Source organism: Plantactinospora sp. BC1, assembly GCF_003030345.1.
Classification (GTDB): Bacteria; Actinomycetota; Actinomycetes; order Mycobacteriales; family Micromonosporaceae; genus Plantactinospora.
In genome coordinates this window covers 7,996,610-8,023,319 of the sequence record NZ_CP028158.1, presented here as the reverse complement: position 1 = coordinate 8,023,319, position 26,710 = coordinate 7,996,610, and the positions used below count along the sequence as shown (strand labels likewise).

At 72.1% G+C, this 26,710-nt stretch carries 23 protein-coding genes and 1 pseudogene; 11 read left to right on the top strand and 13 right to left on the bottom strand.

The window, feature by feature from the left end; genetic code table 11:
* Positions 1-8: 8 nt before the first annotated feature.
* From C6361_RS35225 to C6361_RS35215, 3 genes are all read right to left on the bottom strand, one after another.
* Positions 9-230, bottom strand: a complete 222-nt coding sequence (locus C6361_RS35225; protein ID WP_107270471.1) for a winged helix-turn-helix domain-containing protein — start codon at positions 228-230, stop codon at positions 9-11.
* Between the two features lie 534 nt (positions 231-764).
* Entirely contained in the window at positions 765-1,025 is a 261-nt protein-coding gene (locus tag C6361_RS35220; RefSeq protein WP_107257807.1) for a hypothetical protein, read from the bottom strand.
* Positions 1,026-1,084: 59 nt separating this feature from the next.
* Complete coding sequence (locus C6361_RS35215) at positions 1,085-3,223, bottom strand: serine/threonine-protein kinase (RefSeq protein WP_107270470.1); 2,139 nt, start codon at positions 3,221-3,223, stop codon at positions 1,085-1,087.
* A gap of 91 nt (positions 3,224-3,314) precedes the next feature.
* Between C6361_RS35215 and C6361_RS35210 the strand changes: the two genes are divergently transcribed.
* The 5 genes from C6361_RS35210 to C6361_RS35185 all read left to right on the top strand — a co-directional run bounded on the left by C6361_RS35210 (position 3,315) and on the right by C6361_RS35185 (position 8,204).
* Positions 3,315-3,542 carry an acyl-CoA carboxylase subunit epsilon gene (locus C6361_RS35210; RefSeq protein ID WP_107270469.1) on the top strand — a complete coding sequence of 76 codons (228 nt, stop codon included), beginning with the start codon at positions 3,315-3,317 and terminating at the stop codon, positions 3,540-3,542.
* A gap of 90 nt (positions 3,543-3,632) precedes the next feature.
* Positions 3,633-4,097 carry a hypothetical protein gene (locus C6361_RS35205; protein ID WP_107270468.1) on the top strand — a complete coding sequence of 155 codons (465 nt, stop codon included), beginning with the start codon at positions 3,633-3,635 and terminating at the stop codon, positions 4,095-4,097.
* A gap of 1,407 nt (positions 4,098-5,504) precedes the next feature.
* The gene (gene mycP / locus C6361_RS35195) at positions 5,505-6,623 is read left to right on the top strand and encodes a type VII secretion-associated serine protease mycosin (protein ID WP_234359194.1); all 1,119 of its coding nucleotides are present in this window, start codon (positions 5,505-5,507) and stop codon (positions 6,621-6,623) included.
* Positions 6,624-6,717: 94 nt separating this feature from the next.
* Entirely contained in the window at positions 6,718-7,506 is a 789-nt protein-coding gene (locus C6361_RS35190; protein WP_107270465.1) for a nucleoside triphosphate pyrophosphatase, read from the top strand.
* A gap of 44 nt (positions 7,507-7,550) precedes the next feature.
* Positions 7,551-8,204 carry an O-methyltransferase gene (locus C6361_RS35185; protein WP_107257803.1) on the top strand — a complete coding sequence of 218 codons (654 nt, stop codon included), beginning with the start codon at positions 7,551-7,553 and terminating at the stop codon, positions 8,202-8,204.
* Positions 8,205-8,547: 343 nt separating this feature from the next.
* On the opposite strand, the gene lipB is transcribed toward C6361_RS35185, so the two are convergent.
* A complete protein-coding gene (lipB, locus tag C6361_RS35180; RefSeq protein WP_107270464.1) occupies positions 8,548-9,204 on the bottom strand; it encodes a lipoyl(octanoyl) transferase LipB in 657 nt (218 codons plus the stop codon).
* Positions 9,205-9,297: 93 nt separating this feature from the next.
* Between lipB and C6361_RS35175 the strand changes: the two genes are divergently transcribed.
* Complete coding sequence (locus C6361_RS35175) at positions 9,298-9,822, top strand: hypothetical protein (RefSeq protein WP_107270463.1); 525 nt, start codon at positions 9,298-9,300, stop codon at positions 9,820-9,822.
* Positions 9,823-9,904: 82 nt separating this feature from the next.
* Here C6361_RS35175 and C6361_RS35170 read toward each other — a convergent pair whose 3' ends face one another.
* Positions 9,905-11,743: a DUF2079 domain-containing protein gene (locus C6361_RS35170; protein ID WP_107270462.1), complete on the bottom strand. Its 1,839-nt coding sequence runs from the start codon at positions 11,741-11,743 to the stop codon at positions 9,905-9,907.
* A gap of 117 nt (positions 11,744-11,860) precedes the next feature.
* Between C6361_RS35170 and C6361_RS35165 the strand changes: the two genes are divergently transcribed.
* Together C6361_RS35165 and C6361_RS35160 are read left to right on the top strand one after the other, a co-directional pair.
* Entirely contained in the window at positions 11,861-12,853 is a 993-nt protein-coding gene (locus tag C6361_RS35165) for an ATP-binding protein (RefSeq protein ID WP_107270461.1), read from the top strand.
* Positions 12,854-12,958: 105 nt separating this feature from the next.
* Positions 12,959-13,351 carry an SCO5389 family protein gene (locus C6361_RS35160; RefSeq protein ID WP_107261634.1) on the top strand — a complete coding sequence of 131 codons (393 nt, stop codon included), beginning with the start codon at positions 12,959-12,961 and terminating at the stop codon, positions 13,349-13,351.
* A gap of 38 nt (positions 13,352-13,389) precedes the next feature.
* On the opposite strand, the gene C6361_RS35155 is transcribed toward C6361_RS35160, so the two are convergent.
* From C6361_RS35155 to lpdA, 4 genes are all read right to left on the bottom strand, one after another.
* A complete protein-coding gene (locus tag C6361_RS35155; protein ID WP_107270460.1) occupies positions 13,390-13,797 on the bottom strand; it encodes a hypothetical protein in 408 nt (135 codons plus the stop codon).
* A gap of 185 nt (positions 13,798-13,982) precedes the next feature.
* Positions 13,983-14,885: a TIGR01777 family oxidoreductase gene (locus tag C6361_RS35150; protein WP_107270459.1), complete on the bottom strand. Its 903-nt coding sequence runs from the start codon at positions 14,883-14,885 to the stop codon at positions 13,983-13,985.
* Between the two features lie 141 nt (positions 14,886-15,026).
* Positions 15,027-16,898 (bottom strand): 2-oxoglutarate dehydrogenase, E2 component, dihydrolipoamide succinyltransferase, encoded by a 1,872-nt coding sequence (gene sucB / locus C6361_RS35145; RefSeq protein WP_107270458.1) that lies wholly within the window; start codon positions 16,896-16,898, stop codon positions 15,027-15,029.
* Positions 16,899-16,969: 71 nt separating this feature from the next.
* Positions 16,970-18,358, bottom strand: a complete 1,389-nt coding sequence (gene lpdA / locus C6361_RS35140) for a dihydrolipoyl dehydrogenase (protein ID WP_107270457.1) — start codon at positions 18,356-18,358, stop codon at positions 16,970-16,972.
* A 268-nt stretch (positions 18,359-18,626) separates the two neighbouring features.
* On the opposite strand from lpdA, the gene C6361_RS35135 reads away from it, so the two are divergent.
* Positions 18,627-18,953 (top strand): hypothetical protein, encoded by a 327-nt coding sequence (locus C6361_RS35135; RefSeq protein WP_107261624.1) that lies wholly within the window; start codon positions 18,627-18,629, stop codon positions 18,951-18,953.
* A gap of 45 nt (positions 18,954-18,998) precedes the next feature.
* Here the strand turns inward: C6361_RS35135 and C6361_RS35130 are convergent, their stop codons facing one another.
* Entirely contained in the window at positions 18,999-20,582 is a 1,584-nt protein-coding gene (locus C6361_RS35130) for a leucyl aminopeptidase (protein WP_107270456.1), read from the bottom strand.
* A 162-nt stretch (positions 20,583-20,744) separates the two neighbouring features.
* On the opposite strand from C6361_RS35130, the gene gcvT reads away from it, so the two are divergent.
* Positions 20,745-21,932, top strand: coding sequence for a glycine cleavage system aminomethyltransferase GcvT (gcvT, locus tag C6361_RS35125; RefSeq protein ID WP_107270455.1), 1,188 nt, complete (start codon positions 20,745-20,747; stop codon positions 21,930-21,932).
* 16 nt (positions 21,933-21,948) lie between these two features.
* Here gcvT and C6361_RS35120 read toward each other — a convergent pair whose 3' ends face one another.
* The 3 genes and pseudogenes from C6361_RS35120 to C6361_RS35110 all read right to left on the bottom strand — a co-directional run.
* Complete coding sequence (locus tag C6361_RS35120) at positions 21,949-23,241, bottom strand: DUF2314 domain-containing protein (protein WP_107261618.1); 1,293 nt, start codon at positions 23,239-23,241, stop codon at positions 21,949-21,951.
* 83 nt (positions 23,242-23,324) lie between these two features.
* A complete protein-coding gene (locus tag C6361_RS35115) occupies positions 23,325-24,131 on the bottom strand; it encodes an adenosylcobinamide-GDP ribazoletransferase (protein ID WP_107270454.1) in 807 nt (268 codons plus the stop codon).
* A gap of 160 nt (positions 24,132-24,291) precedes the next feature.
* A pseudogene (locus C6361_RS35110) lies at positions 24,292-26,358 on the bottom strand (bifunctional adenosylcobinamide kinase/adenosylcobinamide-phosphate guanylyltransferase); the annotation flags it as partial.
* Between the two features lie 148 nt (positions 26,359-26,506).
* Between C6361_RS35110 and C6361_RS35105 the strand changes: the two are divergent.
* Entirely contained in the window at positions 26,507-26,707 is a 201-nt protein-coding gene (locus tag C6361_RS35105) for a hypothetical protein (protein WP_107261612.1), read from the top strand.
* Positions 26,708-26,710 lie beyond the last annotated feature (3 nt).

Below are 26,710 nucleotides of genomic sequence, written 5' to 3'. Positions count from 1 at the left end.
CGGGCTGCCTATTCCTTGCCCTCGGCCACGAAGACTCCGACACCCGGCACGCCCTTGACCGCGCCGGTTGCCTTGAGCCAGTTGATGGCGCCCCGAACCACCGTGATGGAGACGCCGTATTCGGCACGCAGGTCGGCCGCGCTGGGGATTTGGTCGCCAGGCTTCAGTTCACCCGCCGCGATCTTGCGGGTGATGTCATCAATGATCTTCTGGGTCTTTGATGTTGTCACCGATACTCCCTGGTCCGCAGGAGTATTCGATCACGCGCCTCGTGCCTGCACAAGCCTAAGGATGCCTAAGGATGCATCAAGGGTTGCCTGAAGCATCTAGATGCCCTATGTTCAGGTAGCCGATTTCTCCTGGTCCGCAGCCTGGTGGGTCGGTCTCCCGCGCGGCGGCTCGTCTCCCTCCGACAGCCCGGCGAGCCGTCGCGCGCCCCACAACCGCCGGAGGTCCGCAATGGAACGCGACCGCTCCATGGCAATCGTCGAACGACATCGCCCGGCGCCACTGTGGCGGCTACTCGGCTTGTGGCGGTGTGTCGCGTGCCGGCGTCGCTGGCCCTGTCCACGCTACCGCGACGCCCGCAGTGACCTGCTCGCCCGGGACCGGCACGACATCGCGGAGGTGGCGCGACGACTCAACAGCCGCTGGCCGCAGCCCTGACATGAGTTAGCGGCAGCGGGACCTGTCATCACCTCTCCGGTCGATAACTGATCCGGCTGCCGCTATCCCTCGCTGTCGCTATCCCTCGTTGTCCAGTCTCAGCGGAGCTGCGCGGCGGACCCCGCCTGCGCCGGGCCCGTCGTGGGCATGGCGACCTGGGCTGGCACCGCCGTCTGGTTCTGCACGCCTCGCCGCAGCAAGAACCAAGCGCCGACCGTAGCGACGGCCACGGTGACGACGCTCGCGAGCGCGATCAGCGCGACCATTCCGACGCTCGCCACCAGTATGGCGAGATCGCCGATCGCAACCAGCATCCACAGTGCAATGCTCGGCTTCGTCGCATGATGTCGGGAACGCATCAGTCGTACCTCCTTCCGTCGAGATCATCACTACCCCGATGAAAGTGAGGTCATGCCTGTCAACTCTTCGCGGGTCGGAACCCGTCCGCGATGATCTTGAAGGTGGCGAGTTCACGGTCCCAGTCGGCCGCCTCGGTGTCCCAGCGGATCGCGTACGCCTTCTTGCTGCTGGTGACGAAGCCCCGGTTACGGACGTGCATCCGCACTCCGCCCTCGTCGTGCAGCCACTCCCAGTCGGCGGCCTTCAGCCAGTAGTCGACCGACCGGATCGTCACCCGCTGGTAATTCGTGTAGTCGCCCCGTCGATACCGCTCCTGCTCCGTCCAGTCCGCGACGGGATCCGGCCGAGGATCGTTCGTCTGGTCGATCATCAGGAAGCGGCGGCTGTCGGGATCGTTGAACTTGACCCGCGGCCCCTCCCTGCTGACCGTCCACCCGTTCGGCACCGGCACGGCGAACCCGGTTCGGTCCTGGTGCAGCTTCCAACCCGCCGGTAGCTGCGGAGCGGCCTGACCCGTCGGCGTCACCGGCGGCTGGGCCGGCTGAGCGGTGGTCGCCGCCGGTGTGGGCTCCGGGGGTGCGCTGGTGGGATCGGCGGACGGCGTACCCGGCGGTTGGCTCGTCGGTGCGGAACCGGAACTCGGGTTCCGGTCCTCGCTGCCCGACTCGCCGTCGCGGGTCAGCGGCACGATCACGACGAGGGCGAGCAGGAGGAGTACGACCAGCCCGCCGAGCAGCCACATCCGGCGGTTGCCGGCCGCGACGGCGGCCAGCGGGCCACGCCGGTCGCCGTACTCTTCGTCGCGGCTCGTCGGGACCGCCGCCCGGCCCGCCGGCTGCGCCACCAGGTTCTCCGGCTGCGCCGCCTGGTCTGCCTGCCGAGCTGCCTGGTCTGCCTGGTGGTCTGCCGGCGACTGCTCTGAGGACGAGGTTTCCGCCTTCGGCTGGACCGCAGTTGGCGCTGGCTCCGACTTCGCCTCGACCTCGTCGGCCGACTGTCCGGGCACCACGACGACGGTCGGCTCGGCGGGCGGGCGGGCGCTGTCCGAGCTGGCGGGTTCCTCCGACACCTCCGCTGCGGGTGCCTCCGCCGCCGGCTCCTTCTCGGCCGGCGGGGCGGGCAGCTTCGTCGTCTCGGCAGCCGGCGGGGCGGCCGGGAGCTTGGTCGTCTCGGCAGCCGGTGGAGACGCCGGCAACTTGGTCGTCTCGGCGGCCGGCGGCGTCGCCGGGGCAGGGGGCGGTGCGGTCGGTGGCGCGGCGGGGGCCTGCCGGGGCGACGGCAACGGCACGATCCGGGTACGCGGCTCGCCCGGTTCGCGCGGGCCGTGCGGCCCCGGTCGGCGTACCCCGTCAAGCAGTGACAGCCCCGGGTTCCTGCGCCGGCCTGACGCGCGACGGAGCAACCGCTCCGCCACCTCGGCGTTGATCCGCGTCGTCGGATCCTTGCGCAACAGCCCCGCGAGCACGGCCTTGAGCGGGCCGGCGCGGCGCGACACCGGCGGCGGTTCGGTGGCCAGCGCTGCCAACGTCGCGATCGCGGAGGGCCGGGCGAACGGCGACTGCCCCTCGACGGCGGCGTAGAGCGTCGCGCCCAGCGACCAGAGGTCACCCTCCGGCCCGGCCGTGCCGTCCTTCGCCCGCTCCGGCGCGATGTACGCGGGCGACCCCAGTACCAGTCCGGTACGGGTCACGTTCGGGTCACCCGGCACGGTGGCGAGGCCGAAGTCGGTCAGTACCACTCGGCCGTCGTCGCCGAGTAGCACGTTGCCGGGCTTCACGTCCCGGTGCATCACCCCGGCCCGGTGCGCGGACTTCAGCGCGCCGAGCACCCCGAGCCCGATCTCGGCGGCCCGGGTCGGCGACACCGGCCCGTCACTGGCGAGTACGTCCTGCAACGACCGCGACGGGATGTACTCCATGACGATCCACGGATCACCGTCAGTACGCAGTACGTCGAAGACCCGGACCACGTTCGCGTGGTTGAGTCGGGCGATCGCCCGTGCCTCGCGGAGCGAGCGTTCGCGCATCTCCCGACGCTCGTCCTCGGTCAGCCCCGGCGGCGGAACCAACTCCTTGATCGCGACGTCGCGGTGCAGCACCTCGTCACGCGCCTTCCAGACCCGACCCATCCCGCCCTGGCCGAGCGGCTCGACAAGTCGGTACCGGTCAGCGATGAGTTGTGGAGGCGCACTAGACACCCGTGGACGGTACCCAACGGCAACAAGAGTCACACCCTCGGCACGCCTATCTGAGACGCCCACCAATTGACGAGGACGTACCCTCAATGGCATGACCGACGAAGAACCGCTGCTCCGGGTGGTCCGAGGTACCCCCACCCCGGAGGAGTTGGCCGCCCTGGTCGGGGCGATCTTCCTCCGTCCACGACCGACCACATCGGCCCGACCCGCCGCCGTGTCGACCTGGGCACAGAGCGGTCGCCCCGGTACGGTGTCCCGGTCCGGCATGCCGGCCCACACCGGTGGTGACGCCTGGCGGGTCTCCGGCCTTCCTCACTGACCTGCTCTCGGCGCCCCGACGGGGCTGCCCACGCCGGCCCGTACCCACTAACCTTGGTGTGGGGCAGTACGTAGCACCTGGGGAGAAGACGTGATACCTGAGGAAGACCGCGGCCCTGCGTGGCTGCGCGACTACGGCGGCGCCATAGAGGCTGACATCCAGCGAATGGAAGAGTTCGCCCAGCAGCTCCTGGCCGAGGTCCAGAAGAACTACGTCCCACACATGGAAGAAGTCCAGTCGGACATGCTGCCCGAGCCGCCTCGGCCCAGCGAAGGCTTCCCCGAGCTCGTGTCGTTCTTCGACACACATCGGAATGTCCAGCAGGACACCTCTAACCGCATCTGGGACGTCGGCGACGGCACCGGCGGCCTCGCCACCGCCGCTGAGACCGTCAGCAAGAACTACGTCAACTCCGACGCCTTCTCGCACGCCCGCGTCCGGGAGGTTGAGAACGCGCTGGATCAGACCGGTGCAGCGGCACCGCCGCCACCCGGGTCGCGGAGCGCAGCGCCGCCGCAGGGCGGCCCAGAAAACACGGGGAGCCCCGATGCTTGATGACGGAGGCGGGCGGAGCGGCCAGATCTCCGGTACGACCAACTGGACGTCGCAGAATGTCTCGCAGATGTGGGCCCTGCTGGCGAACCAAGAGTCGGATACGCACTGGCAGCACGTGAGCGGTTGGCGGAAGACTTCCGAACTCACCTTGCTACACCTGTCGCGATTGAAACAATACCGCGAGAATCTAGCCGAGGCTTGGCCGCCAGAAAAGAACGAGGCCTCGAAAGCCTACGTCGCCCGACTAGACTACCTCATCGAGACGGTACAGGGCGTCTACGATACGGCCGCCGCCAACCAGCAGACCTTAACGGGTGTGACCCAGGCAATTTGGGAGTCACGCAGGGACCTTGAGGAAATCCACAAGGAATACCTCGCGAAGGAAAAGGCCAAGCAGCAGTACGACGCTGCGGTCACGGCTAATAACGGACGTCCTCCTGAGGGCCAGCAGCCGACCACCCAGGCCGACCTGGAAGACCTGAACTGGCGCGCCCGTCACATTATGTATGGACTTAGTAGCGAACTCGCCACCGCTCAGGTACAGCTGCGCAAGCCTCCCGTGTATAAGAAGACCGATAAGCAGACGGGTGGTTCAGAAGATCCCTCGGGAGGTGGCACGAGCAGCGTTATGGGCAGTTCCGGCCCTCCGGTCCTTCCTCCCGTTGTGCCGATGCCAGCCGGCGGCGGGGCGAGCTATGCGCCCTCAGCAACTCCAGCCGTCCATACCGTCGTTCCTACCACATCTGTACCTGGCATGGGTCCGATCCTTGGTGGCACTGGCCCGATAGCACCTCCGGCCGTGCCACCTACGCCGCCAAGCGTTATCCCACCGCCACCGCCCACCATTGGTCCGGGCCTGCCGCCTCCGCCGGTTCCCCCTGGATTGCCGCCCGGCACTCGGCCACCGGGTTTGCCGCCTGGAGTCAAGCCGTCCGCGCTACCTTCTGGTTATCCTACGACCTCGACGTTAACGCAAAATGGGATTAAGTCCGGCCTCAACCCGAATGCTGGAACAGGTCCGCGGGCAATGCCTCCAGGAGGACTGATCGGCGGAAAGCCGGGGATAGGCCTATCGCAACCTGCTCCGATATCTGGAGCAGCACAGCGCATCAACCCAGTTGGCGGTGTTATTGGTGGAAGCGGCACCACACCGGGTGGGGCTGGACAGCGCCCAGGGTCGGGGCGGTCCCTTGGTAGTACAGGTCAGACCGTTGGGATGGGCCCGGGAGCACGAGCGGGCCATCACAACAAAGACGACGAAATAGGGCGACACTGGGACCCCGACAATCCTTGGGAGACGGACGAGGGTGTAGCGCCGGTTATGATGCCAAGTCGCGAAAGCACCAGAATCGATCCAGGCCCAACGATTGGCCACAAGCGGTGATTTCTCGCACCGCACGTGCGGCCGTGGCGCTCTTGTGCGCCACGGCCGTCGCCGTCTTGCCGGCCGCCCCAGCACGCGCCGATCAGGTACGCAACAATCAATGGCACCTCAAATATCTCAAAATCGCTGATGCGCACGAGATAAGCCAAGGCGAGAGGGTCACCATCGCCGTAATCGACACCGGTGTTGATCCTCACCCCGACCTTCGCAACAATCTCTTATCCGGCACCGTCGCATATTCAGGGGGAACGGGCGACGGCCGCGAGGATGGTGACCCAGGCGGACACGGAACAAGCATGGCCGGGCTCATAGCAGCCCATGGGAGAGGCCCAAATGGTGTTCTAGGCGTTGCTCCGAAGGCCAAGATTATCCCGATCCGTGACTCGAAGAGCAAGAGCGGGGGCGACCCCGACGATACGGCGAAGGCGATAGAGTGGGCAATTTCTAAGAAAGTGGATGTAATTAACATCTCTGCCGTCATGTCATCGTCGTCGAGGCTCCGTGAAGCAATCGAGGCTGCTCTCCAGGCGGACATTGTCGTCGTAGCATCGGCTGGGAATCGCCCGGGACATATACTCGTTGGATTTCCTGCCGCCTTCGAAGGAGTCGTTGCGGTCGGCGCCACTGATCGCAAAGGCAACTACTCGACCACGTCGGTCACTGGCAAAAAGGTAGTCCTTGCCGCGCCGGGCATTGATATTCACAGCACTGCCAAAGGTGGCAGGTATAGCAAAACCTCAGGCACGTCTGACTCTGCTGCTATCGTCTCGGGGGCGGCTGCGCTCGTACGGAGCAAGTTTCCGGATCTGTCCGCTGAGGAAGTCGTACATCGGCTCACCGCTACCGCCGACGACAAGGGAACGCCGGGACGCGACGAGGAGTACGGGTACGGCGTACTGAACCTGGTCAAGGCGCTGACGGCCGACGTACCTCCCTTGGAGGGAAGTGCCAACCCGAGCGCTAGCGCCGCGCCCAGCCCCACCCAGACGCAGCCTGCTGACAACGCCGCTCCAGAGCCGGAGAACAAGTCGAACGCCGGCTCGACGATCCTGATCGGTGTCCTGATAGCGCTTGTCGTACTCGGTCTGTTGGTGACCCTGCTGGTGGTGCTCCTGCTACGGCGACGGCAGCCACGCCTCTGAGCCGCTCCGGAATCGAACCGTCCCGAATCGAACCGATGCGCACACCCGGCCCGAGCGCGGGTAGCCCTCGTCGGGCCGGGTAGCGTTGGCCGTCGTGCGAACGGAAAATCGGCTGCGGCTGGTGCTCGCCTCCGCGAGCCCGGCCCGACGCAAGCTCCTACAGGCCGCTGGCATCGAGCCGGAGGTGCTGGTCAGCGGGGTCGACGAGTCACAGGTGGACCCGTCGACCCCCGAAGCGCTGAGTCTCACGCTGGCCCAGATGAAGGCCCGAACCGTCGCCGAGCGATTCGGCGCGGACCTGACCGACAGCAATGTCACCACCACGGGCAGCGGCGCCAGCGCGGGCAGCGGCAGTGGCGCCGGCACCGACAGCGGCAGCAGCGCCGAGAGCCGGAGGCAGCCCGACCACAACCTCCGTACGCTCGTCCTCGGCTGTGATTCTGTGCTCGCCTTCGACGGGGAGATTCTCGGCAAGCCGGCCGACGCGGACGAGGCGACCCGTCGCTGGCAGGCGATGCGGGGCAAGAGCGGCGTGCTGCACACCGGGCACTGCCTGATCGACCTGTCGACCGGGCGCGAGGTGGCCCGGGTCGCCGCCACCGGCGTCTACTTCGCCGAGGTCACCGATGACGAGATCGCCGCGTACGTCGCGACGGGCGAGCCGTTGCAGGTGGCGGGCGCGTTCACCATCGACGGGCTGGGCGGTCCGTTCGTCGACCGGGTGGACGGCGATCCTGGGGCGGTGATCGGGCTCTCCCTGCCGCTGTTCCGCAACCTGCTCGGCGAACTCGACCTGCGGATCACCGACCTCTGGACTGACCGGGCAGCCCCGAACGGTGCCGGCTTCGGGACGGAGACGACAGCGGCGGACGACCCACACTGACCGAACCGCTACCGTCCGCCGCCAACCTGGCATAGCGTCGAGCGGTGCCGACGAAGTCGATCCCGCTCACCGATGACCTCCACGCGTACGTCCTGGCGCACGGCTCACCGCCGGACGCCCTCGTCCGAGAGCTGATCGACGAGACGGTCTCCCTGTTGCCGGCCGACGCCGGGATGCAGATCGCTCCGGACCAAGCCGGGCTGCTCACCTTTCTGACCAGGCTGGTGAACGCCCGGCAGGCGGTCGAGGTCGGCACATTCACCGGGCTCTCCTCGTTGGCGATCGCCCGTGGCCTTCCCGCCGACGGGCGGTTGACCTGCTTCGACATCTCCGAGGAGTACACGGCGGTCGCCCGCCGGTACTGGGCGCGGGCCGGGGTCGACGACCGGATCGAGCTGCGGATCGGCCCGGCCGCCGAGACGCTACGGTCCCTCCCCTCCGAGCCACACCTCGATTTTGCCTTCGTCGACGCCGACAAGACGGGCTACCCGACCTACTGGGCCGAGTTGGTGCCGAGGATGCGTACCGGTGGGCTGCTCGTGGTGGACAACGTGCTGCGGGGCGGCCGGGTCCTCGCCCCGGAGACCGTGGCCGACCGGGCGATCGCCGACTTCAACGAGGCGGTACTCGCCGACGAGCGGGTCGACCTGGTGATGCTGCCGATCGCCGACGGCCTCACCCTGGCCCGCCGCCGCTGACCACCGCCGACACCGACTGGGGCCCAGCCGATACCGGTACGGGTGGAACCGGCGCCGCAGCCGACTCCACCCCGTACCCGATGGGGAGCTAGCTGTAGTGACCATGAGCGTTGTTGACGGCGTGTCGGCTTGATCGATGGAGAGACCTCCGGCGAGGTGTGAGGTGCTGACGCCCATACCTACCGGAGGTCTCTATGGCCCACCGTAACGCCCGGCTCTCGATCACCGCCCACTGCCGATCAGTCAGCGACGACTCGTACGCCGGTTTACAAACACAACGACACAGAAGTGATCTTCGTCCAAAGAGTCAGCAAAGGTCACGCCGAGGTATCACAACACTCTCTCAGGGGAGCAGGGTGCGGAGGTGCCGCTCGACGATGGGGAGCACTTCGGCGGTGGTGACGGGGCGGTCGAGTTCGGCGCTGAGCGAGGTGACGCCGACGTCGCGCAGCCCGCAGGCGACGATCCGGTCGTACGCGGCGAGATCGCAGTCGCAGTTGATCGAGAAGCCGTGCTGGGTCACGCCCCGGGCCACCCGGATGCCGATCGCGGCCACCTTGCGTTCCGGCCCGCGCTCGTCGGCCGGCACCCAGACCCCGCTGCGCCCCTCGACCAGCATCGCCGTGTGCAGGCCGAGTTCGGCGCAGACGTCGAGCAGCAACCGCTCGGTGCGCCGGACGAAGGCGACGACGTCCACCGGCAGCCCGGTGTCCGCGCCGGGGAGCTTGAGGATCGGATAGCCGACGAGCTGCCCCGGACCGTGCCAGGTGATCTTGCCGCCCCGGTCCACGTCGATCACCGGCGTACCGTCGATCGGCCGGTCCCAGGGCTCGGTGCGCTTGCCGGCCGTGTAGACGTCGGGATGTTCGAGCAGCAGTACGGTGTCCGGGCGCTCCCCGGCGACCACCGCCTCGTGCACCCGACGCTGCTCGTCCCAGGCCGCCAGATAGTCGACCGTCCCGAGCCGGAGACTGGTCAAGCCGGCAACTGTGCTGGTCACCGCTCCAGCTTAGTGGGCTACCGGCGGGTCGCTCCGGTTCGTGGCGGGGCTCACCGGCGCGCGGTCGGAGGCCGGGGCGGGGATGATGCCCGGATGGACGCGTTGTCGACCACGATGATCCTGCTGCATGCCGGGGTCTCGGCGCTGTGGCTGGGCTCGATGGCGTACAGCCTCTTCGTGGTGGCGCCGAAACTGACCCGGATGCTCGGCGGCTCCTCCGGCAGAACCGATGAGCGGCAGGAGGCGGATGACGCGCAGGAGGCGGAGGACGCGCAGCGGGTGGAGGATGCGCAGCGGGTGCTGGCGCACGGTAACCGGTGGCCCGTGGTCGGGCTGGTCGGGGTGCTCTGGGCGACCGGACTCGTCCTGGTGCTGCTGGCCGGCGACCGCTCGACCGGCTGGTGGCTGCTGGTCGCCGCCAAGGCGGTGCTGCTGGCCGCCGCGACCGCGCTCTTCTGGTGGGTTTCCTGGCGGGGCTGGCCGCGCCGGGTCTTCGCGCTGCCGACCGAACTGCCGGCGCTGGCCCGCCGGTTCCGCCGCGTCGCGGTGCTGATGCTCGGCCTGGTCGCCGCCGCCTACACCCTCGGCATCCTCGCCGCACATCCCGGAGCGGCGTGAGCGTCATGACCACGTAGCGTCCGGCTGCCCCCGGTCGGCCGGACGCTACGTGATCATGATGGTGTCGGGTTGGGGGTGGGGGTTAGGGGGTGAGGCGCCAGAGCCAGACGTCGGCGACCCGCTCCGGGGGGCCGAGCAGCGCGGTGGTGACCTCGCGCAGCGCGTCGGTGTGGATCGGGAACTTCGCCCCGTGCGCCCGGTCGGTGAGCACCACCGCCTCGACCCGCCAGTAGCGCAGGTCGGCCCGGGCGGCCGCCCGGTCGGCGTCGGTGATCACCGGCCGTTCGCCGGTCTCGGCCACCCGCATCAGCAGCGCGTCGGTGGCCCGGGGCACCGGCCCGATCCGGCCCCGGCCGTCCGGCCCGCCGGGGCCGAGGAAGAAGCCGGACGGGATCCGGAACTCGCCCTGCCGGTGGCTGAGCGCGTACGCCTGCCAGCGTTGCCCGTCCGGCGCCAGGTCGAGGGTGAGCGGCAGCGGGGTGAATACCCCGCCGGGTGAGACGTACTGCCGCCAGGTGCCGGCGGTGACGAACTCCGGGATCGGTTCCCGGGCTGTCGTGAGCAGCGGCACCGGCAGCAGTGGCAAGAGTGCCACGGCGAACCCGGCGATCCAGCCGGCCCGGGCCCGCCGGGACGGTGCGGCGGCCCGGAGCAGGTCGACGGTGTGCGCCAGCAGCAGCCCGACCAGCGGGGCCACCACCAGGGCGAGTCGGGACGGCAGGGCGGCGTTGAAGACCGGCAGGTGACCGAGCAGGGCGTACGGCAGCGGCACGTCGGTGTGGGTACCGAAGATCTTCACCCGGGGGCCCCAGGAGAGTACGGCGAAGACCAGCGTGCTCACCCCGATCGCCCGTACCGTGGCCCGGCGCTCCGGGCCGGCGCGCCGCCACAGCACGACGAAGCAGACCACGGCCAGCACCAGCAGCGGCAGCCCGAGGAAGGAGTTCTCCTCGGTCGGGTTCGGTGCCAGCGAGGTGCCGAGCCCGGCCTCCCCGGCCAGGGTCCGCTGCGGGTACGCCCCGTACGCGGCGATGTCCTCGGCATGGATCACCGGATCGAATCCGGTGCCGTGGAACCGCTGCGGCCCGAGGAAGTGCAGCCACAGCGGGTACGCCAGCAGCACGAACGCCACCAGCGCGGTGACGCCGAGCCCGCGCAGGAAGTCCGGCAGTGCCGCCCTCGCCTCGGCCCGGCGGTGCCGGTCGAGTGCCCAGGTGCCGAAGAAGACCGCGCAGGCCAGGGCGGTGAAGAAGAGCCCCTCGGCGGCGATGGAGAAGGCGATCGCCACCAGCAGCCCGAGCAGCAGTCCGTTGCGGAGCCACCGGCCGGGCCGGCGCAGCCGGAGTATCCCCCAGAGCAGCATCGGGACGACCCAGCCGGCGCTCCAGTTCAGGTGGGCGTTGGCGTGCGCGACCATGCCGGGGGCGAAGCCGATGAAGAGCCCGCCGAGTACCGCCGCCGGGGTGCTCCGGACGAGTTTCCGGGAGAGCAGCCAGTACCAGCCGAACGCCGTGGCGGCGATGTTGCCGGTGAGGATCACCAGGAAGGTGGCCGGGGCGCCGACGGAGTAGGTGAGCGGGGCGAAGACGGCGGCGTAGACCGTGACCGAGGTGTTGACCGCGAGGTTGACCCCGTCCGGGACGTTCACCAGCTCGGTGAAGAACGGGTTCTGGCCGTGGGTGAGCGCGTGCGCGCCGTACGCGAGGAGCCACTCGAAGAGGGCCTGGTCGCTGGAGTTGACGGTGATCGCCCGGCCGTTGGGGTCGAGCCAGAGTCCGCTGGTGACCCAGCCCGCTCCGACGATCGCGACCAGCGCGACGAGCAGGTCGGTCCGGCGGCTCCGTCGGGCGCCCGGGGGCGTGGGCGACGGCGGCGACGGGGGCGAGGTCGGCCCGGCGAGCGCGGGCGGGGAGTGCGGCACGGGCCGGAGGTTACCAACCCCGGCCCGACACGCCGAGGAAGCGGGCAGCTTGACGGGTCCAATGGAAATGATTTCCAATTGGATTAACGTCGCAGAGTGCACCGGAGGACCCGTACCGTGAAAATCTCGTTCGTCGGCAAGGGCGGCAGTGGCAAGACCACCCTGGCCGCCCTCTTCGCCCGGCATCTCGCCGCGTCCGGCCCGGCCGGCGGCTCCCCGCCGCTGCTCGCCATCGACGCCGACATCAACCAGCACCTCGGGACGGCGCTCGGCGCCACCGAGGCGGAGGCGGCCCGGCTGCCGACGCTCGGCGACCACCTGCCGCAGATCAAGGAGTACCTGCGCGGCGAGAACCCGCGGATCTCCTCGGTCGAGGCGATGGTCAAGACCACCCCGCCGGGGCGCGGCTCCCGGCTGCTGCCGGTCGACGGCGACAACCCGCTCTACGCGGCGGTGGTCCGCGAGGTGGCCGGGGTCCGGCTCGCGGTGACCGGCCCGTTCGGCGCCGACGACCTCGGGGTCTCCTGCTACCACGCCAAGGTCGGCGCGGTGGAGCTGCTGCTCAACCACCTGGTCGACGGTCCGGGGGAGTACGTGGTGGTGGACATGACCGCCGGGGCCGACTCGTTCGCCTCCGGGCTCTTCACCCGGTTCGACGCGACCTTCCTGGTCTGCGAGCCGACCCTGCGCAGCGTCGGCGTCTACCGGCAGTACGTCGGCTACGCCCGGGAGTACGGCGTCCGGGTGCACGTGGTCGGCAACAAGGTCGACGACGCGGGCGACGTCGAGTTCCTGCGCCAGCACGTCGGTGCCGACCTGCTCACCTGGCTGACCCGCTCGGACTACGTGCGCAGCGCCGAGCGGGGCGTACCGGCACCGGTGCACGCCCTGGAGCCAGGCAACCGGGCCGCGCTCGACCTGCTCCGGGTCACTGTCGACGAACAGGTGCAGGACTGGGCGACCTTCCAGCGGCACGCGGTGGAGTTCCACCTGCGCAACGCGGCCGCCTGGGCGAACGACCGGGTCGGCGAGGACCTGGCCGGCCAGGTGGACCCCGACTACCTGCCCGGACCGCCGGCGCTGGCCGGGTCGGAGGCGGCGGTTCGCTGACCGCCCCGGTGGCCGGCACCCCGAACGGTGGTGCCGGTCGGAGATGTGCCGCCGGTCCGGGCCAGCCAGCCCGGGTCGGGTCGAATCCACGACAGGAGGAACACAATGTCCCTGGACGTACCCACCGCACTGCTGGAGCGGGCCGAGGCCGGCCGGGTCGACGACGAGGAGTTCGTCGACTGTGTCCGGCGCTCCCTGCCGTACGCCTGGGCGGTGGTCGCCGAGGTGTCGGCCCGGGTCCACGCGACCACGGCCGACTACGCCGACCATGCCGTACCGCCGCCGAGTGAGGCGGAGCGGGGCCAACTGCTCCGCGCACTGGCCAGCGACGCCATCCGGGGCGGGCTGGAACGCCACTTCGGGGTACGCCTGGCGTTCCAGAACTGCCACCGGGTGGCCGCGTTCCGGCCGGGGGCGGTGGGCGGTACGACGTACCAGCGGTTCGTCTCGCCGCTCGCCCAGATCCGCAACCAGTCGCCGGAGCTGCGCGACTGCTGACCGCTGACTCCCGACCGCCCGGCGCGGGGTCCGGCCGGTTATCCGGTCGGCTCCGCGCCGCCGGGGCGGCGGGACCGGCGGGCGACCACGACGGTCACGGCACCGGTCAGCACCAGCAGGGCGCCGAGCGCCGGCAGCCAACCGGGCACCGGGTCGCCGCCGCCGGTGACCGGAAGGTGGCCCGTGGGGGCCGGCCGGGGAGTGGGCGGTCGCGGCGTCGGTGCCGCGGTCGTCGGCGCGGGCACCACCCGGAAGGTGACCGTGCCGGGTTCTGCGGGCTCCGGCGCGGCGACGGTGATGCCGGTCGGGTCGCCCGGCCAGCTGACGGTCGCGACAGTCGTACCGGCGACGGCCAGGCCGGCGGAGAGCGCGAGCGCGGCGGCGACCGCCCTGCGCGGTGGTGGCGGCGGGACGGTCGGTCGGCCGGTCCGGTCCTCGGCGGTCATCGAGCCTCCAGCCTGGCGGCGCCGCTCGCGGCGCGGGTCGCCTTCCCGGCCGGACCGCCCACTGCGATGTCCGGACACCAGATGCTTTGTCCGGTACGGAAGGTGAAACTACTTTTGCACACCTTCTCGCTTCTGTCGGCTCTTTGGCGGCTTCGGCACCCTCGATCCGCGTTCGACGGGGCAGTTCAGCGGCCGGGCAACGCCGCTTCCAGCGCGCTGACCAGGTCGGGATGCCGATAGGCGAAACCGGCCCGGTTCAGCACCCCGGGGAGCACCCGCAGGCTGCGCAGCGACTCGACCGACAGCTCACCGAGCAGGATCCGCAGCGCGATCCCGGGTACCGGCATCACCGTCGGCCGGTGCAGCGTCCGGCCCAGCGCCCGGGTGAACTCGGCGTTGGTCACCGGCGCCGGCCCGACCACGTTGACCGGCCCGGCGATCTCCTCGCGATCCAGCAGGAACGTCATCGCGGCCAGCCAGTCGGCCATCGAGATCCACGGAATCCACTGCCGACCGCTGCCGAACTTGCCCGCGATGCCGAGCCGGTACGGCAGCAGCTGCGGCTTGAGCAGGCCGCCGGAGTGCTCCAGCGGCAGGCCGATGCGCAGGCGTACCACCCGTACCCCGGCCTGCTCGGCCGGGGCGGTCGCCGCCTCCCAGACCCGGCACAGGTCGGCCATGAAGCCCTCCCCGGCCGGCTCGTCCTCCTCGACCGGGCGGTCACCGGTGTCGCCGTACCAGCCGATCGCCGAGCCGTTCAGCAGGGTCCGGGGACGCTGCTCGGCCGGCAGTGCGGCGATGGCCCGGGCCAGCGTCCCGGTGCTGTCGACCCGGCTTGACCGGAGCACCTCCTTGTAGCGGGGAGTCCAGCGTCGGTCGCCGATGTTGGCACCGGCCAGGTTGACCACCGCGTCGACGCCGACCAGGACCGCCGGGTCGAGCTGACCGGCGCCGGGATCCCACCGCACCTCGTCCGGGCCCTGCGTCCGGCGCCGGACCAGCCGGACGACGTCGTGGTCCGCGGCCCGGAGCCGATCGGTCAGACGGGTGCCGAGCCAACCGGACGAGCCGGCGATCAGGATACGCATCCCTGTATCTTCGCCCACTCCGTCCGGATCGGCCGAGGTCGGCTCCGGGCGCCCCGGCGGAACGGCGGAGCGGGGTGGCGCCGCAATGGCGACGGGGCGCCCGGCCGATGGCCGGACGCCCCGTACGAGACGCTGCTGCGGTCAGGCGAGCCCGAGTTCGGCCTCGAACTGGGCGGCCTCCAGCCGCTCCTTGACCGCGGTCAGGAACCGGGCGGCGTCCGCGCCGTCGACCAGCCGGTGGTCGTAGGAGAGCGCCAGGTAGACCATCGAGCGCGGCACGATCACCTCGCCGAGCTGCGGGTCGGTGACCACCATCGGACGCTTGACCACCGCGCCGGTGCCGAGCATCGCCGACTGCGGCGCCGGCACGATCGGGGTGTCGAAGAGCGCACCCCGGCTGCCGGTGTTGGTCAGCGTGAAGGTGGCCCCGGCGATCTCGTCCGGGCTGATCTTGTTGGTCCGGGTCCGCTCGGCGAGATCCGCGACCCGCCGGGCGATCCCGGCCAGGTTCAGGTCACCCGCGTTGTGGATCACCGGCACCATCAGGCCGCGCTCGGTGTCGACGGCGATGCCCAGGTGCTCCGCCTCGGGGTAGGTGATCGTCCCCCCGTCGAGGTCCATCCGGGCGTTGACCACCGGGTAGGTCTGCAACGCCTCGACGGCGGCCAGCGCGAAGAACGGCAGGAACGACAGCTTGACCCCGTGCCGCTGCAGGAACGTGTCCTTGGCCCTGGCCCGCAACCGGGCCACCTTGGTCACGTCCACCTCGACGACGGTGGTGAGCTGCGCCATCTCGTGCAGCGACTCCTGCATCCGCTTGGCGATGACCGCGCGGATCCGGGGCAGCTTCTGGGTGCTGCCCCGCAGCGGGCTCGGTTCCGCCTTCGGTGCCGCCTTCGGGGCCGGTGCGGCGGCCTCCGCGGCCGGCTGGGCGGCCGGGGCCTGCGCGGCCGCGCGGGCCCGCTCCGCCGCTTCGAGTACGTCCTGCTTGCGGATCCGGCCACCGACCCCGGTACCGCTGACGGTGGAGAGGTCGACGCCCTGGTCGCTGGCGAGCTTGCGTACCAGCGGGGTGACGTAGCCGGCACCGTTCTCCCCGGAGGGCGCCGGGGCCGGCGCGGGAGCCCGGGTACCGGTCGGGGCGGGTTGGGCCGCCCGCTCGGTCCGGGCCGGCTGCTCGGAACGCTCGGTCTCCGGCGCCGGGGTCTGGTACGACGCACCGGCCGCCGGTGCCGCCTGCTTCGCGGGCTCCGGCTCCGGCTCCGGCTCGGGCTCGGGCTCGGGTGCCGGCTTCGCGGCCTCAGGTGCCGGCTTCGCGGCCTCGGGAGCCGGCTTCGCCGGTTCGGCGGCCGGGGCGGCACCTCCGGCGGCACCGATCACCGCCAGGTCGGCACCGACCGGCGCGGTCTCGTCCTGGCTGACCCGGATCTCCAGCAGGGTGCCGGCGACCGGGGAGGGGATCTCGGTGTCCACCTTGTCGGTGGAGACCTCGACCAGCGGCTCGTCGGCCTCGACGGTGTCGCCGACCTCCTTCAGCCAGCGGGTCACCGTGCCCTCGGTGACGCTCTCGCCCAGCGCCGGCATCTTGAGGACGGTGCCGGAGTCGCCGGCCGGCGCGGTCTGCGCGGCCACCGTCTCCGGCTCGGCCTGCTGCTGCTCCTCGGCCTGCTCCGGCTCGCCGGCCGGCTCCTCGGCCGGGGCCGCCGCCTCGGCGGGTGCCTGCTCCGCCTCGGCCGCCTCCGGCTGGGCCGGCCGGGCCTCGCCGCCCGCCTCGCCGTCGCCGTCGATCACCGCCAGCTCGCTGCCGACCTCGGCGGTCTCGTCCTCGCTCACCACGATCCGGGCCAGCACGCCGGCCGCCGGGGAGGGGATCTCGGTGTCGACCTTGTCGGTGGAAACCTCCAGCAGGGGCTCGTCGACCTCGACGCGGTCGCCCTCCTGCTTCAACCACCGGGTGACGGTGCCCTCAGTGACGCTCTCGCCCAGCCGGGGCATGGTGACCGATACCGGCATCTTTCAAGACTCCTTCGTGGCCTGTGCGTTCCTGGCCCGGTTGGTGCCGGGCGGGCGCGGAGATTCTGTGGTCAGGCGTGTGCGTGCAGCGGCTTGCCGGCCAGGGCCATGTGGGCCTCGCCGAGCGCCTCGCTCTGGGTGGGGTGGGCGTGGATGAGCTGCGCCACCTCGGCGGGGTACGCCTCCCAGTTGAAGATGAGTTGCGCCTCGCCGACCAGCTCGCCGACCCGGGCCCCCACCATGTGCAGGCCGACCACGGGACCGTCGTCGACCCGTACCAGCTTGACGAAGCCGGCGGTCTTGAGGATCTGGCTCTTGCCGTTGCCACCGAGGTTGTAGTTGTAGGTCTTCACCTTGTCGGCGCCGTACTGCTCCTTGGCCCGGGCCTCGGTGAGCCCGACCGAGGCCAGCTCCGGGTCGGAGTAGGTGACCCGGGGGATGCCGTTCTCGTCGATCACGGCAGGGTTGCGGCCGGCGATCTCCTCGGCCACGAAGATGCCCTGCTGGAAGCCCCGGTGCGCGAGCTGGAGGCCGGGCACGATGTCGCCGACGGCGTAGACGTTCGGCACCCCGGTGCGCAGCCGCTCGTCGGTGATCACGAAGCCCCGGTCGAGCTTGACGCCCTGCTCCTCGTAGCCGAGGTTGGCGGTGTTCGGGCCACGGCCGACGGCCACCAGCAGCACCTCGGCCTCGAAGGTCTCGCCACCCTCGATAGTGACCTTGACGCCCTTCTCGGTGTGCTCCACCTTCTCGAACCGCTTGCCGGTCTTGAAGGCGATGCCGCGCTTGCGGAACGCCCGCTCCAGCGCCTTGGAGGACTCCTCGTCCTCGGCCGCGACCAGCCGGGGCAGCGCCTCGATGATGGTGACGTCGACGCCGAAGGACTTCCAGACGCTGGCGAACTCGACGCCGATCACGCCGCCGCCGAGCACGATCGCCGAGGTCGGCACCCGGTCCAGGGTCAGGGCGTGGTCGCTGGTGATCACCCGCTCGCCGTCGATCTCCAGGCCGGGCAGGGACCGGGCGTACGAGCCGGTGGCCAGGATGACGTTGCGGCCGGTGTAGCGGGCGCCGTTCGCCTCGACGGTGTCGGCGGAGACGAGCCTGCCCTCACCCTCGACCACGGTGATCTTGGCGCCCTTGATGAGTCCTTGCAGGCCCTTGTAGAGCCGCGAGATCACGCCGTCCTTGTACGAGTTGACGCCGGCCATGTCGATGCCGACCAGCTCGGCCTTGACACCGAACTGCTCCGACTCGCGGGTCTGGTCGGCGATCTCGGCCGCGTGCAGCAGCGCCTTGGTGGGGATGCAGCCGTTGTGCAGGCAGGTGCCGCCGACCTTGCCCTTCTCGATCATCGCGACCGAGAGGTCCAGTTGGGCGGCGCGCAGCGCCGCCGCGTACCCGCCGCTGCCACCCCCGAGGATGACGACATCGAACGTTCCGCCGTTCGGCTCGCTCACAGTTAACTCCCAGGTCGCGTCGCTGCTACGAGGGTGATGCCGGTCAACCGGGCATACCGCCACCCCGGTCGGGTTCTCCGCCCGGCGTGGCGTGGACTTTCTCCGGAACTGACAGTCGCCGACCGGGGAGCGCCCACCTCGGTCATCTTGTCACTAGTGGAAGCGGGCCGCGTACCGAGGTGCCCAAGGACACGTCGTCGGGACGTACGCTTGCCGGAAGTCGCCAGTTTCGTCGCGGGGCGGCCGTGCCGGGGAGGAGAGGGTCGGGTTGGCCTGGTTTCGCCGACGCAAGAAGGCTGTTGTCACGGCGGGTGACCGTCCCGCCAGCCGTGCCGATCTTGACCATCTTGAACAGTTCGTCCGGTCGAAGCGCGGTGTCGAGGCGTTCATCGAGCCCCGGACGACCGTGACCGAGACCACCGTCATGCTGATCGCGCACGACGGCGAATGGACCCGGCGCCGGATCGACGGCCCGGACGGCGCCCGGCGGTTCGCGCACAAGATGGCGATCCCGATCTACGACGTGCGGCTGGTCGGCTATCCGCAGCGGATGCGCGACTTCAACGAGCGCCGCAAGCGGCGGCCCACGGCCTGACCGCCCGGCCGCCGACCCCGCCGGAGGGGTCGGCGGCGCACGGCGTCAGTCGTTCGCGGCGATGTCGTCGACCAGCTCCAGCAGGGTACGCACCGGCACCCCGGTGCCGCCCTTGGTCCAGTACCCGGTCGGCTCGCCCGAGTGGTAGCTCGGCCCGGCGATGTCGATGTGCGCCCACGGCACCTCGTCGGCGACGAACTCGCGCAGGAAGACACCGCCCTGGAGCATGTGACCGGCCCGGTCCATCGACGCGTTCACCTGGGAGATGTCGGCGACCTCGGAGTCCATGCCCTTGCGGACGTCGTCCGGCAGCGGCATCGGCCAGGTCGGCTCGCCGGCCGCGTCGCCGGCCTGCTGGACCCGCTGGCAGAGGTCGGTGCTGCCCATCACCCCGGCCACCCGCTTGCCCAGCGCCACCACCTGGCCGCCGGTCAGCGTCGAGGTCTCGACCAGGTAGTCGCAGCCGTCCTCGCAGGCCCGGGCCATCGCGTCACCGAGGATCATCCGCCCCTCGGCGTCGGTGTTGAGCACCTCGACCCGCTTGCCGTTGTACATCGTCACCACGTCGCCCGGCCGGTACGCGGTGGCCGACGGCATGTTCTCGGCCATCGGCAGGTACGCCGTCACCGCCACCGCCGGCTTCAGCTCGGCGACCGCCAGCATCGTCGCGGCGACCGCCGCCGCGCCGGCCATGTCGGACTTCATCTCCCACATGCCCTGGGCCGGCTTGATCGAGACGCCCCCGGTGTCGAAGGTGATGCCCTTGCCCACCAGCGCGAGCCGCTTCACCGACCCGGCGGCACCGGCGGCGGCCGGCTCGTAGCTGAGCTTCACCAGCCGGGGCGGCGCCTCCGAGCCGAGCCCGACGGCCAGGATGCCGCCGTAGCCGCCGGCGGCCAGCGCCTGCTCGTCGAGGACCTCCACGCCGAGCCCCGCCTCCCGGGCGGCGGCGGCCACCGAGTCGGCGAAGGAGGGCGGGCGCAGCTCGTTCGGCGCCGTGTTCACCCAGTCCCGGGTACGGGTGACGGCCCGGGCCACCACACCGGCCCGGGTGATCTCCGCCTGGGCCCGGTCGTCACCGGCGTCCGGCACGTGCACCGCGATCGCGGCGACCGGCGAGCGGCGGGTCGGCTGCGGCCGGGTCTTGTAGCCGGCGAACCGGTACGCCCCGAGCAGCGCACCCTCGGCGGTGGCGCGCAGCGCGGCCGGACCGTCCTCGTCGTCGGGCAGCGGAAGGGTCAGCGCGACCCGCTCGGCGCCGGCCAGCGCCCGGACGGCCGAGGCGGCCGCCCGGCGCAGCGTCTCCGGTGCCGGGGCGGCGCCGGTGGGCTCGGCACCGAGCCCGACGGCGACGACCAGCGGCGCCGTGATGGTGCCCAGGGTGGCCAGCTTGATCACCTCACCCGGGCCGCCGGTGGCGCCCAGCAGCGCCAGGGTCTCCGTCAGCCGGCCGTCGAACGCCGCGGCGATGCTCTCCGCGCCGGTCGCGAGGAGCAGGGCCGCGGCGGCGTCGGCGCCAGAGCCCGGGTCGTCCGCCGTCTGGCTGTGCAACCCGATGACGACGGCGTCGACGGCGAGTTCGGCGGGGTCGGTGTCGACCAGGCTGAGGCTGGTGCTGGGCGATGTCACTGCGCGGCTCCGGACGGGCGTGGCCGGCCGCCTGGTTGCGGCCGGGCGTTGTGGTCTCCGGCGCAACCTACCCGCCGGACGAAGGGGCTGTCCCGCCGACGGTCCGCCGGAGGGGTCCCGCCGATGCTAACCATCAGCCGGATCGCAGGTAGGTTGCGACCCATGACCGACCCGACGCAGGTGACCGGCGAGACCCCGGAACCTTCCGCCGACGCACTCCGCCAGTCGCCGCTGCACGAGCGGCACGCCGCGCTCGGCGCCAAGTTCGCCGCCTTCGGCGGCTGGTCCATGCCGCTGGAGTACGCCGGTGGCGGAGTCCTCCGGGAGCACACCGCGGTGCGTACCGGGGTGGGTGTGTTCGACGTCTCCCACCTGGGCAAGGCCCGGGTCACCGGTCCGGGGGCGGCCGACTTCGTCAACGCCTGCCTCAGCAACGACCTGGGCCGGATCGGGCCGGGACGGGCGCAGTACACGCTCTGCTGCGACGAGACCACCGGCGGCGTGGTGGACGACATCATCGCCTACCTGCACGGCCCCGAGCACGTCTTCCTGATCCCGAACGCCGCCAACACCGCCGAGGTGGTACGCCGGCTCCGTGCCGCCGCCCCGGCCGGGATCACCGTGACGAACGAGCACGACGCGTACGCCGTACTGGCGGTGCAGGGGCCGCGTTCGGCAGAGCTGCTCGGCACCCTCGGACTGCCGACCGGGCACGGCTACATGAGCTTCTCCACCGCCGAACTCGGCTTCTCCAGCGCCGGGGCGCCCACCCCGGCCGGCGACCTGGTGCCGCTGGTGGTCTGCCGGACCGGTTACACCGGCGAGCACGGGTACGAGCTCGTGGTCCCGGCCGAGGCGGCGACCACGGTCTGGGACGCGCTGCTGGCGGCCGGCGAGCCGTACGGGATCCGCGCCTGCGGGCTCGGCGCCCGGGACACCCTGAGGACCGAGATGGGCTACCCGCTGCACGGCCAGGACCTCTCCCCGGAGATCACCCCGGTGCAGGCCCGGGCGGGCTGGGCGGTCGGCTGGGAGAAGCCGGCGTTCTGGGGCCGGGACGCGCTGCTCGCCGAGAAGGCGGCCGGGCCCCGCCGTACCCTCTGGGGGCTGCTGGCGCTGGACCGGGGCATCCCGAGGCCGGGCATGGCGGTGCTCTCCGCCGACGGCACGCCGGTCGGCACGGTCACCAGCGGCACCTTCTCGCCGACCCGGAAGGCCGGCATCGCCCTCGCCCTGCTGGACAGCGCCGCCGGGCTGGGCCAGGACGACGAGGTCGTGGTCGACGTCCGGGGCCGCCGCGCGACGATGCGGGTGGTCCGGCCACCGTTCGTGCAACCCTCCGTCAGGTAGCGGCCCCCGCGCCGGGTCAGCGCTGGGAGCGGTCGCCCGCGTCGAGTACGGCCTGCGTCCAGCCGCCCTCGATCACCCCGCTGCCGTCCAGCAGGGCCCAGTCGACCACGTCGACGGCGTCCACCACGACGGGCCGGCCGACCCGGACCGCCGGATCGGCCGTGGCGTCGCTGGCGCTGGCCCCGACGATCCGTTCCGGTGTCGCCCACGAGGTCACCCCGGCCCAGACGAACTCCGGCCCCTCGTCGGTCGGCAGGCCGTACTTGACCAGCAGCTGTACCCCGTCCGGCAGGGTGCCGGCGAGGAACCGCTCCCGGATGCCGGGCAGCCCGTCCCGGGCGGTGGCGATCGCCCGGGCCATCGCGTCGTCGGGGCGGGCGTACCGGACGTCGGACTGGGCGGCGGCACCGAAGAGGGCGGCGCAGACGGCGGCGAAGTACCGCCCGGCCGGGCCGGGGTGCCCGGAGGGCGGCAGCAGGGTCAGGAACGAGTCCGCGTCCGGGTCGGTGGCCGGGTCGAGTTCCAGCCGCAGCGCCGCCGGACCGGTGGTGTCGTGCTGCTGCGGGTTGCCGTACGCCACCGCGATGTCGTGCCCGGTGACCGAGGTGACCACCGGCAACTGGACGAAGGCCGGCACCTCGCTGTCGGTGAGCCCGTCGGTCCAGGCCCGGAGCAGTCGTCGGGCCGCCCCGGTCATCACCGCGCCCCAGGCCCGGGTCAGATGCGTCGGCACCCCCTGCGCCTGCAACTCCAGCAGCCCGAACCGGCGCAGTCCCTTCGTGGTGAACCAGAGCCCGCCGTCGTCGGACGAGTACGGCACCAGGACCCAGTCGATCAGGCGTACCCGGCCCTCGGCGTCGGGCAGCGAGCGCAGCGCGGTGGCCGGGTCGAGGAACTGCAACGCGAAGACGTCCACCAGGTCGGCGCCGAGGGACTCGGCGACGGCGCAGGCGACCGTCCGGGCCGCCCACTCGTGCGCGGGTGGCCAGCCGGGCCGGTAGCTGGCCTGCACCACCACCAGGTCGGTGGCGGCGTCCAGCCGGGCCAGCTGGGTGTCGGTGGCTCCGAACGCGGTCAGCAGGTCCGGCGGCAGGTGCGGGAACTCGGCGATCGGCCGGGTGTCGACCGTCATCAGCGGGCTGTCCAGCATCTGCCGGGCCAGGTCGTGCACCGGCCCGGAGAGCCGGCCGCCCAGCGCCGCCACCGCCTCCGCCGGGGCCGGGTCGACCTGGCCGGTGGTGGGCACCAGATAGGTCGCGGTCAACGACTCCGGGACCGGCACGGGCAGGAAATCGTCCGTGATGAGCATAACGTCCCCCGCTCGACCGCCTGTCGGCCTGCCACTCGTGCCGGTGTCCCTTTCGCGAACGCTACCCGCGAACGCCTGCCCGGTCAGCCGGTCAGCACGACCCCGAGGTAGAACAGCGTGCCGCCGAGTTCGACGCTGGCGCCGAGCACGTCACCGGTGATGCCGCCGATCCGGCGTACCACGTGCCGGAGCAGCAGCAGGGTGCCGGCCAGCGCCACGGCGACCGCGAGCGGCCCCTGCCAGGGGCGGCCCGGCACCGCCGGCACGGCGAGCAGCGCCACCCCGGCGGAGAGCCCGAGCAGCGCCGCCGGGCCGACGGTACCGGCGACCAGCGCGCCGAGCCCCTCCGGGCGGGCCGCCGGGACACCGCGCCGGCAGGCCCAGCTCACCGCCAGCCGGCCGGTCGCGGCACCGGCGGCCAGCGTCGCGAGCAGCGCGGTCCACGGCCGGGCCGCCAGCGCCGCGAACGACGCCGCCTGGAGCAGGAGTACGAGCAGCAGCGCGGTCACCCCGAACGGGCCGACGTCCGGCTGCCGCATGATCCGCAGCGCCGCCTCTCCCGAGCGGTACGAGCCGAGCGCGTCCACGGTGTCGGCCAGCCCGTCCAGGTGCAGTCCCCGGGTCAGCAGCGCCGCCGCGGCCACGGTCACCACACCGGCGACCAGTGGCGGGGCGATCGCCGCCAGCCCGCCGAGCAGCCCGGCGAGGAGTACCCCGAGCAGGGCGCCGACCAGCGGGGCCAGGGTCATCGCCGTACCGGCGGTGGCGCGGTCGACCCGACCGGCCCGCAGCGGCGCGACGGTGAAGGTGGTCAGGGCCAGCCGGCCGCCGGCCGCGAACCGGCCCTCAAACCGGCTCTCGGACCGGCCCTCGGACCGGTCCTCAGACACCCGGCGGCACGGTGGCGCCGCCGACCCGCCCGGCGTCCCGGTCGTCCGCCGGCCCGGTGCGGCCGGTCGACGGCTGCCCCGGCAGTGGCGGCGTGTCGGTCGTCGACTCTCCCGGCAGCGGCGCGTCCGTCGACGGCTGCCCGGTGGTGTCTGCCGGCCCGGTGCTCTCCTCCGGCACGGTGGTCGGGCCGGGGCCGGCCGGCGGAGGCTCGATGAACTCCTGGTCGTCGTCGGGGCTGTCGTCGCCCTGCCCCGGCCGGTCGGTCGCCGGACCCGGTGCCCATGGCTCGGCCGGGTCCGGCACCGGTGGGAGCGAGTCCTCGGGTGCCGGCTCGGTCCCGCCGCCGTCCGCCGGGTTCGCCGGTTCGCCGTCGGTCGGTTCGCCGGTGGCCAGGCTCGGGTGCACCGGCAGGGTGCCGGCGAGGGTCAGCGCCGAGCGCAGCAGCGGCAGCGCGGCCAGCGCGGCGGCGCCCTCGCCGAGGCCGAGTCGCAAGTCGAACAGCGGGGTCAGGTCGAGCACGTCGGCGCCGAGCTTGACGGCCGGGTGGTCGCCGTGGTCCGGCAGCAGGCACCAGTGCCGGGCCTGGCCGGCGAGGTCCCGGCTGACCAGGCCCGCCGCCACCCCGACCGGCCCGTCCAGCAGCACCGGGGTACGCCGGGCGGTCGCCCCGAGCAGTACGCCGGTGGCGATCGCCAGGTCGCCGCCACCGAGTTCGGCGAGTACGTCCTTGGCGTCCCGAGGGCTGCGCCGGGTGCGGTGCATCGCGTCCCGTACCGCCGCGCAGCGCCGCATCCACGCCTCGTCGTCCACCTTCCCGCCGAGCGTCACCACCCGGCCGAGTACCGCTGCGGGTTCGGCGCCGGCCGTGGCGGCCAGTACGGCCGCGGCGGCGGCCTCGGTACCCGCACCGGTGGCGGCGAGGACCAGCAGGTCCACTCCGGCGTCCACGGCCTCCTCGGCGAGCCGCCAGCCGTAGCGCAGGGCCGCGTCGACCTCCTCGGCGCTCAGCGCCGGGCCCTCCTCGACGGGGCGGGAGAGCGGTGCCTCGACCACCTGGAGGGTGGCGCCGGCCTCGGCCGCCAGCCGGGCGATCGGCCCGGCGCCCTGCCGGGCCTGCTCGGCGCGGCGGGCCGACTCGCCGGGTACCGCGCCGGCGGCGGCACCGCCGGAGTGGTCGCCGTGCAGCAGGAGCACCCGGACCGAGCGCCAGGGCTGCGGGGTCGCCGTACCCTGCGTGGCGGCGGCGAACGAGACGACCCGCTCCAGGTGACCGAGGCCGGCGCCGGGCAGGTCGAGGGTGCCGAGCCGGTCGACGGCGGCGGGTCCGGCGTACTCGTCCGGCATCGGCAGGTCCATCCCGGGCTGGATGACCAGGCCGGTGGCGACCATCGGCAGCGCCATGGTCGGCGCGGTCCAGCCCGCCGTCTTCCCCGGCCCGCTCGGCGGCGCCGATTCGGCCGCCGGGGCCGGGATCACGGTCGGGCGGAGGACCTGCGGCACAGCGCCCAGTACCTCGGTCCAGGCCGACCCGGCCGGAGTGGCCGGGTCGTCGGTGGCCCGGTCGGTGGTGACTCGGTCGGCGGCGGCTTGATCGTCGGCGGCTCGGTCGGTGGTGGCTCGGTCGGCCTGCGCCGGTACCCCGGGCTGGCCGGCGCCGTCCGGGGACGGCGGCGGCTGGTCCGCCCCGACCTTCAACCAGGCCGGCTGGCCGGCGATCACCAGCACCACCGCGTCGCAGGCGTCCGCGACCGTCTGGTTGGTGGTGCCGAGCGCGTCGGCGAAGGCCCGCCCGAGCGGGGTCACCGGCACCGTCGAGAGCCCCACCTCGGGGCTGACCAGCACCAGCCGGGCCGGGCAGTCCCGGATCGCCGCCCCGAGTTCGCCGATGGTGGCGACGTCGTCGGCGGGCTGGTGCGCCGGGTCGAGCAGCACGGTCACCCAGCCGCCGAGGTCGTCGACGAGCAGCGTGTCGCCGGGCCCGGCGTCGGCGATCAGGCCGGCGAGCCGGGACGGGTCGGCGTTGGCCTCCTCGGTCGTCCAGCCCGCCGGCCGGCGCAGCCGGTGGGCATCGATCCGGGCCGTCCACTCCGGGTCGTCCGGATCGGTCACGGCTGTCGCGACATAACGGACAACCGGTACGTCCTTCAGCAGCGACTCGGCGAACTCGGACTTGCCGGAACGGATCCCGCCCAGCACCAGGAGCCTGCTCCACCCGTCTACGGACATGCCCGTACCTTAGAGCGCTCGGCTGGGCAGTTCGCGGTGAGGTACGGGTGTGCAACCCGCTCCGGACCGCTCTGACTGGCTGGCACCGGCCGGCCGACTAGGCTGGCGGAGGTTTGTCGGCGCGAAGATCGGCGAGGGGAGACGCGACATGCCGTGGAGCTGGCGGTACGAGGGCGCGGACGGCGATCCGGTGAACGGACCGACCGAGGCGTTCAGCAGCCAGGCCGACGCCGAGTCCTGGATCGGCCAGACCTGGCGTGAGCTCGCCGCCTCGGGTGTCGCCTCGGTGCTGCTGGTCGAGGACGACCGGGTGGAATACCGGATGAGCCTGCTGCCCGCGGCCGAGTGACGC

Coding starts and splice junctions, on each gene's coding strand:
- gcvT (WP_107270455.1), top strand. CDS start 20,745: ATGACCGACCCGACGCAGGTGACCGGCGAGACCCCGGAACCTTCCGCC.
- C6361_RS35120 (WP_107261618.1), bottom strand. CDS start 23,241: ATGCTCATCACGGACGATTTCCTGCCCGTGCCGGTCCCGGAGTCGTTG.
- C6361_RS35150 (WP_107270459.1), bottom strand. CDS start 14,885: ATGCGTATCCTGATCGCCGGCTCGTCCGGTTGGCTCGGCACCCGTCTG.
- sucB (WP_107270458.1), bottom strand. CDS start 16,898: ATGCCGGTATCGGTCACCATGCCCCGGCTGGGCGAGAGCGTCACTGAG.
- C6361_RS35175 (WP_107270463.1), top strand. CDS start 9,298: ATGGACGCGTTGTCGACCACGATGATCCTGCTGCATGCCGGGGTCTCG.
- C6361_RS35220 (WP_107257807.1), bottom strand. CDS start 1,025: ATGCGTTCCCGACATCATGCGACGAAGCCGAGCATTGCACTGTGGATG.
- C6361_RS35160 (WP_107261634.1), top strand. CDS start 12,959: ATGTCCCTGGACGTACCCACCGCACTGCTGGAGCGGGCCGAGGCCGGC.
- C6361_RS35105 (WP_107261612.1), top strand. CDS start 26,507: ATGCCGTGGAGCTGGCGGTACGAGGGCGCGGACGGCGATCCGGTGAAC.
- C6361_RS35210 (WP_107270469.1), top strand. CDS start 3,315: ATGACCGACGAAGAACCGCTGCTCCGGGTGGTCCGAGGTACCCCCACC.
- C6361_RS35155 (WP_107270460.1), bottom strand. CDS start 13,797: ATGACCGCCGAGGACCGGACCGGCCGACCGACCGTCCCGCCGCCACCA.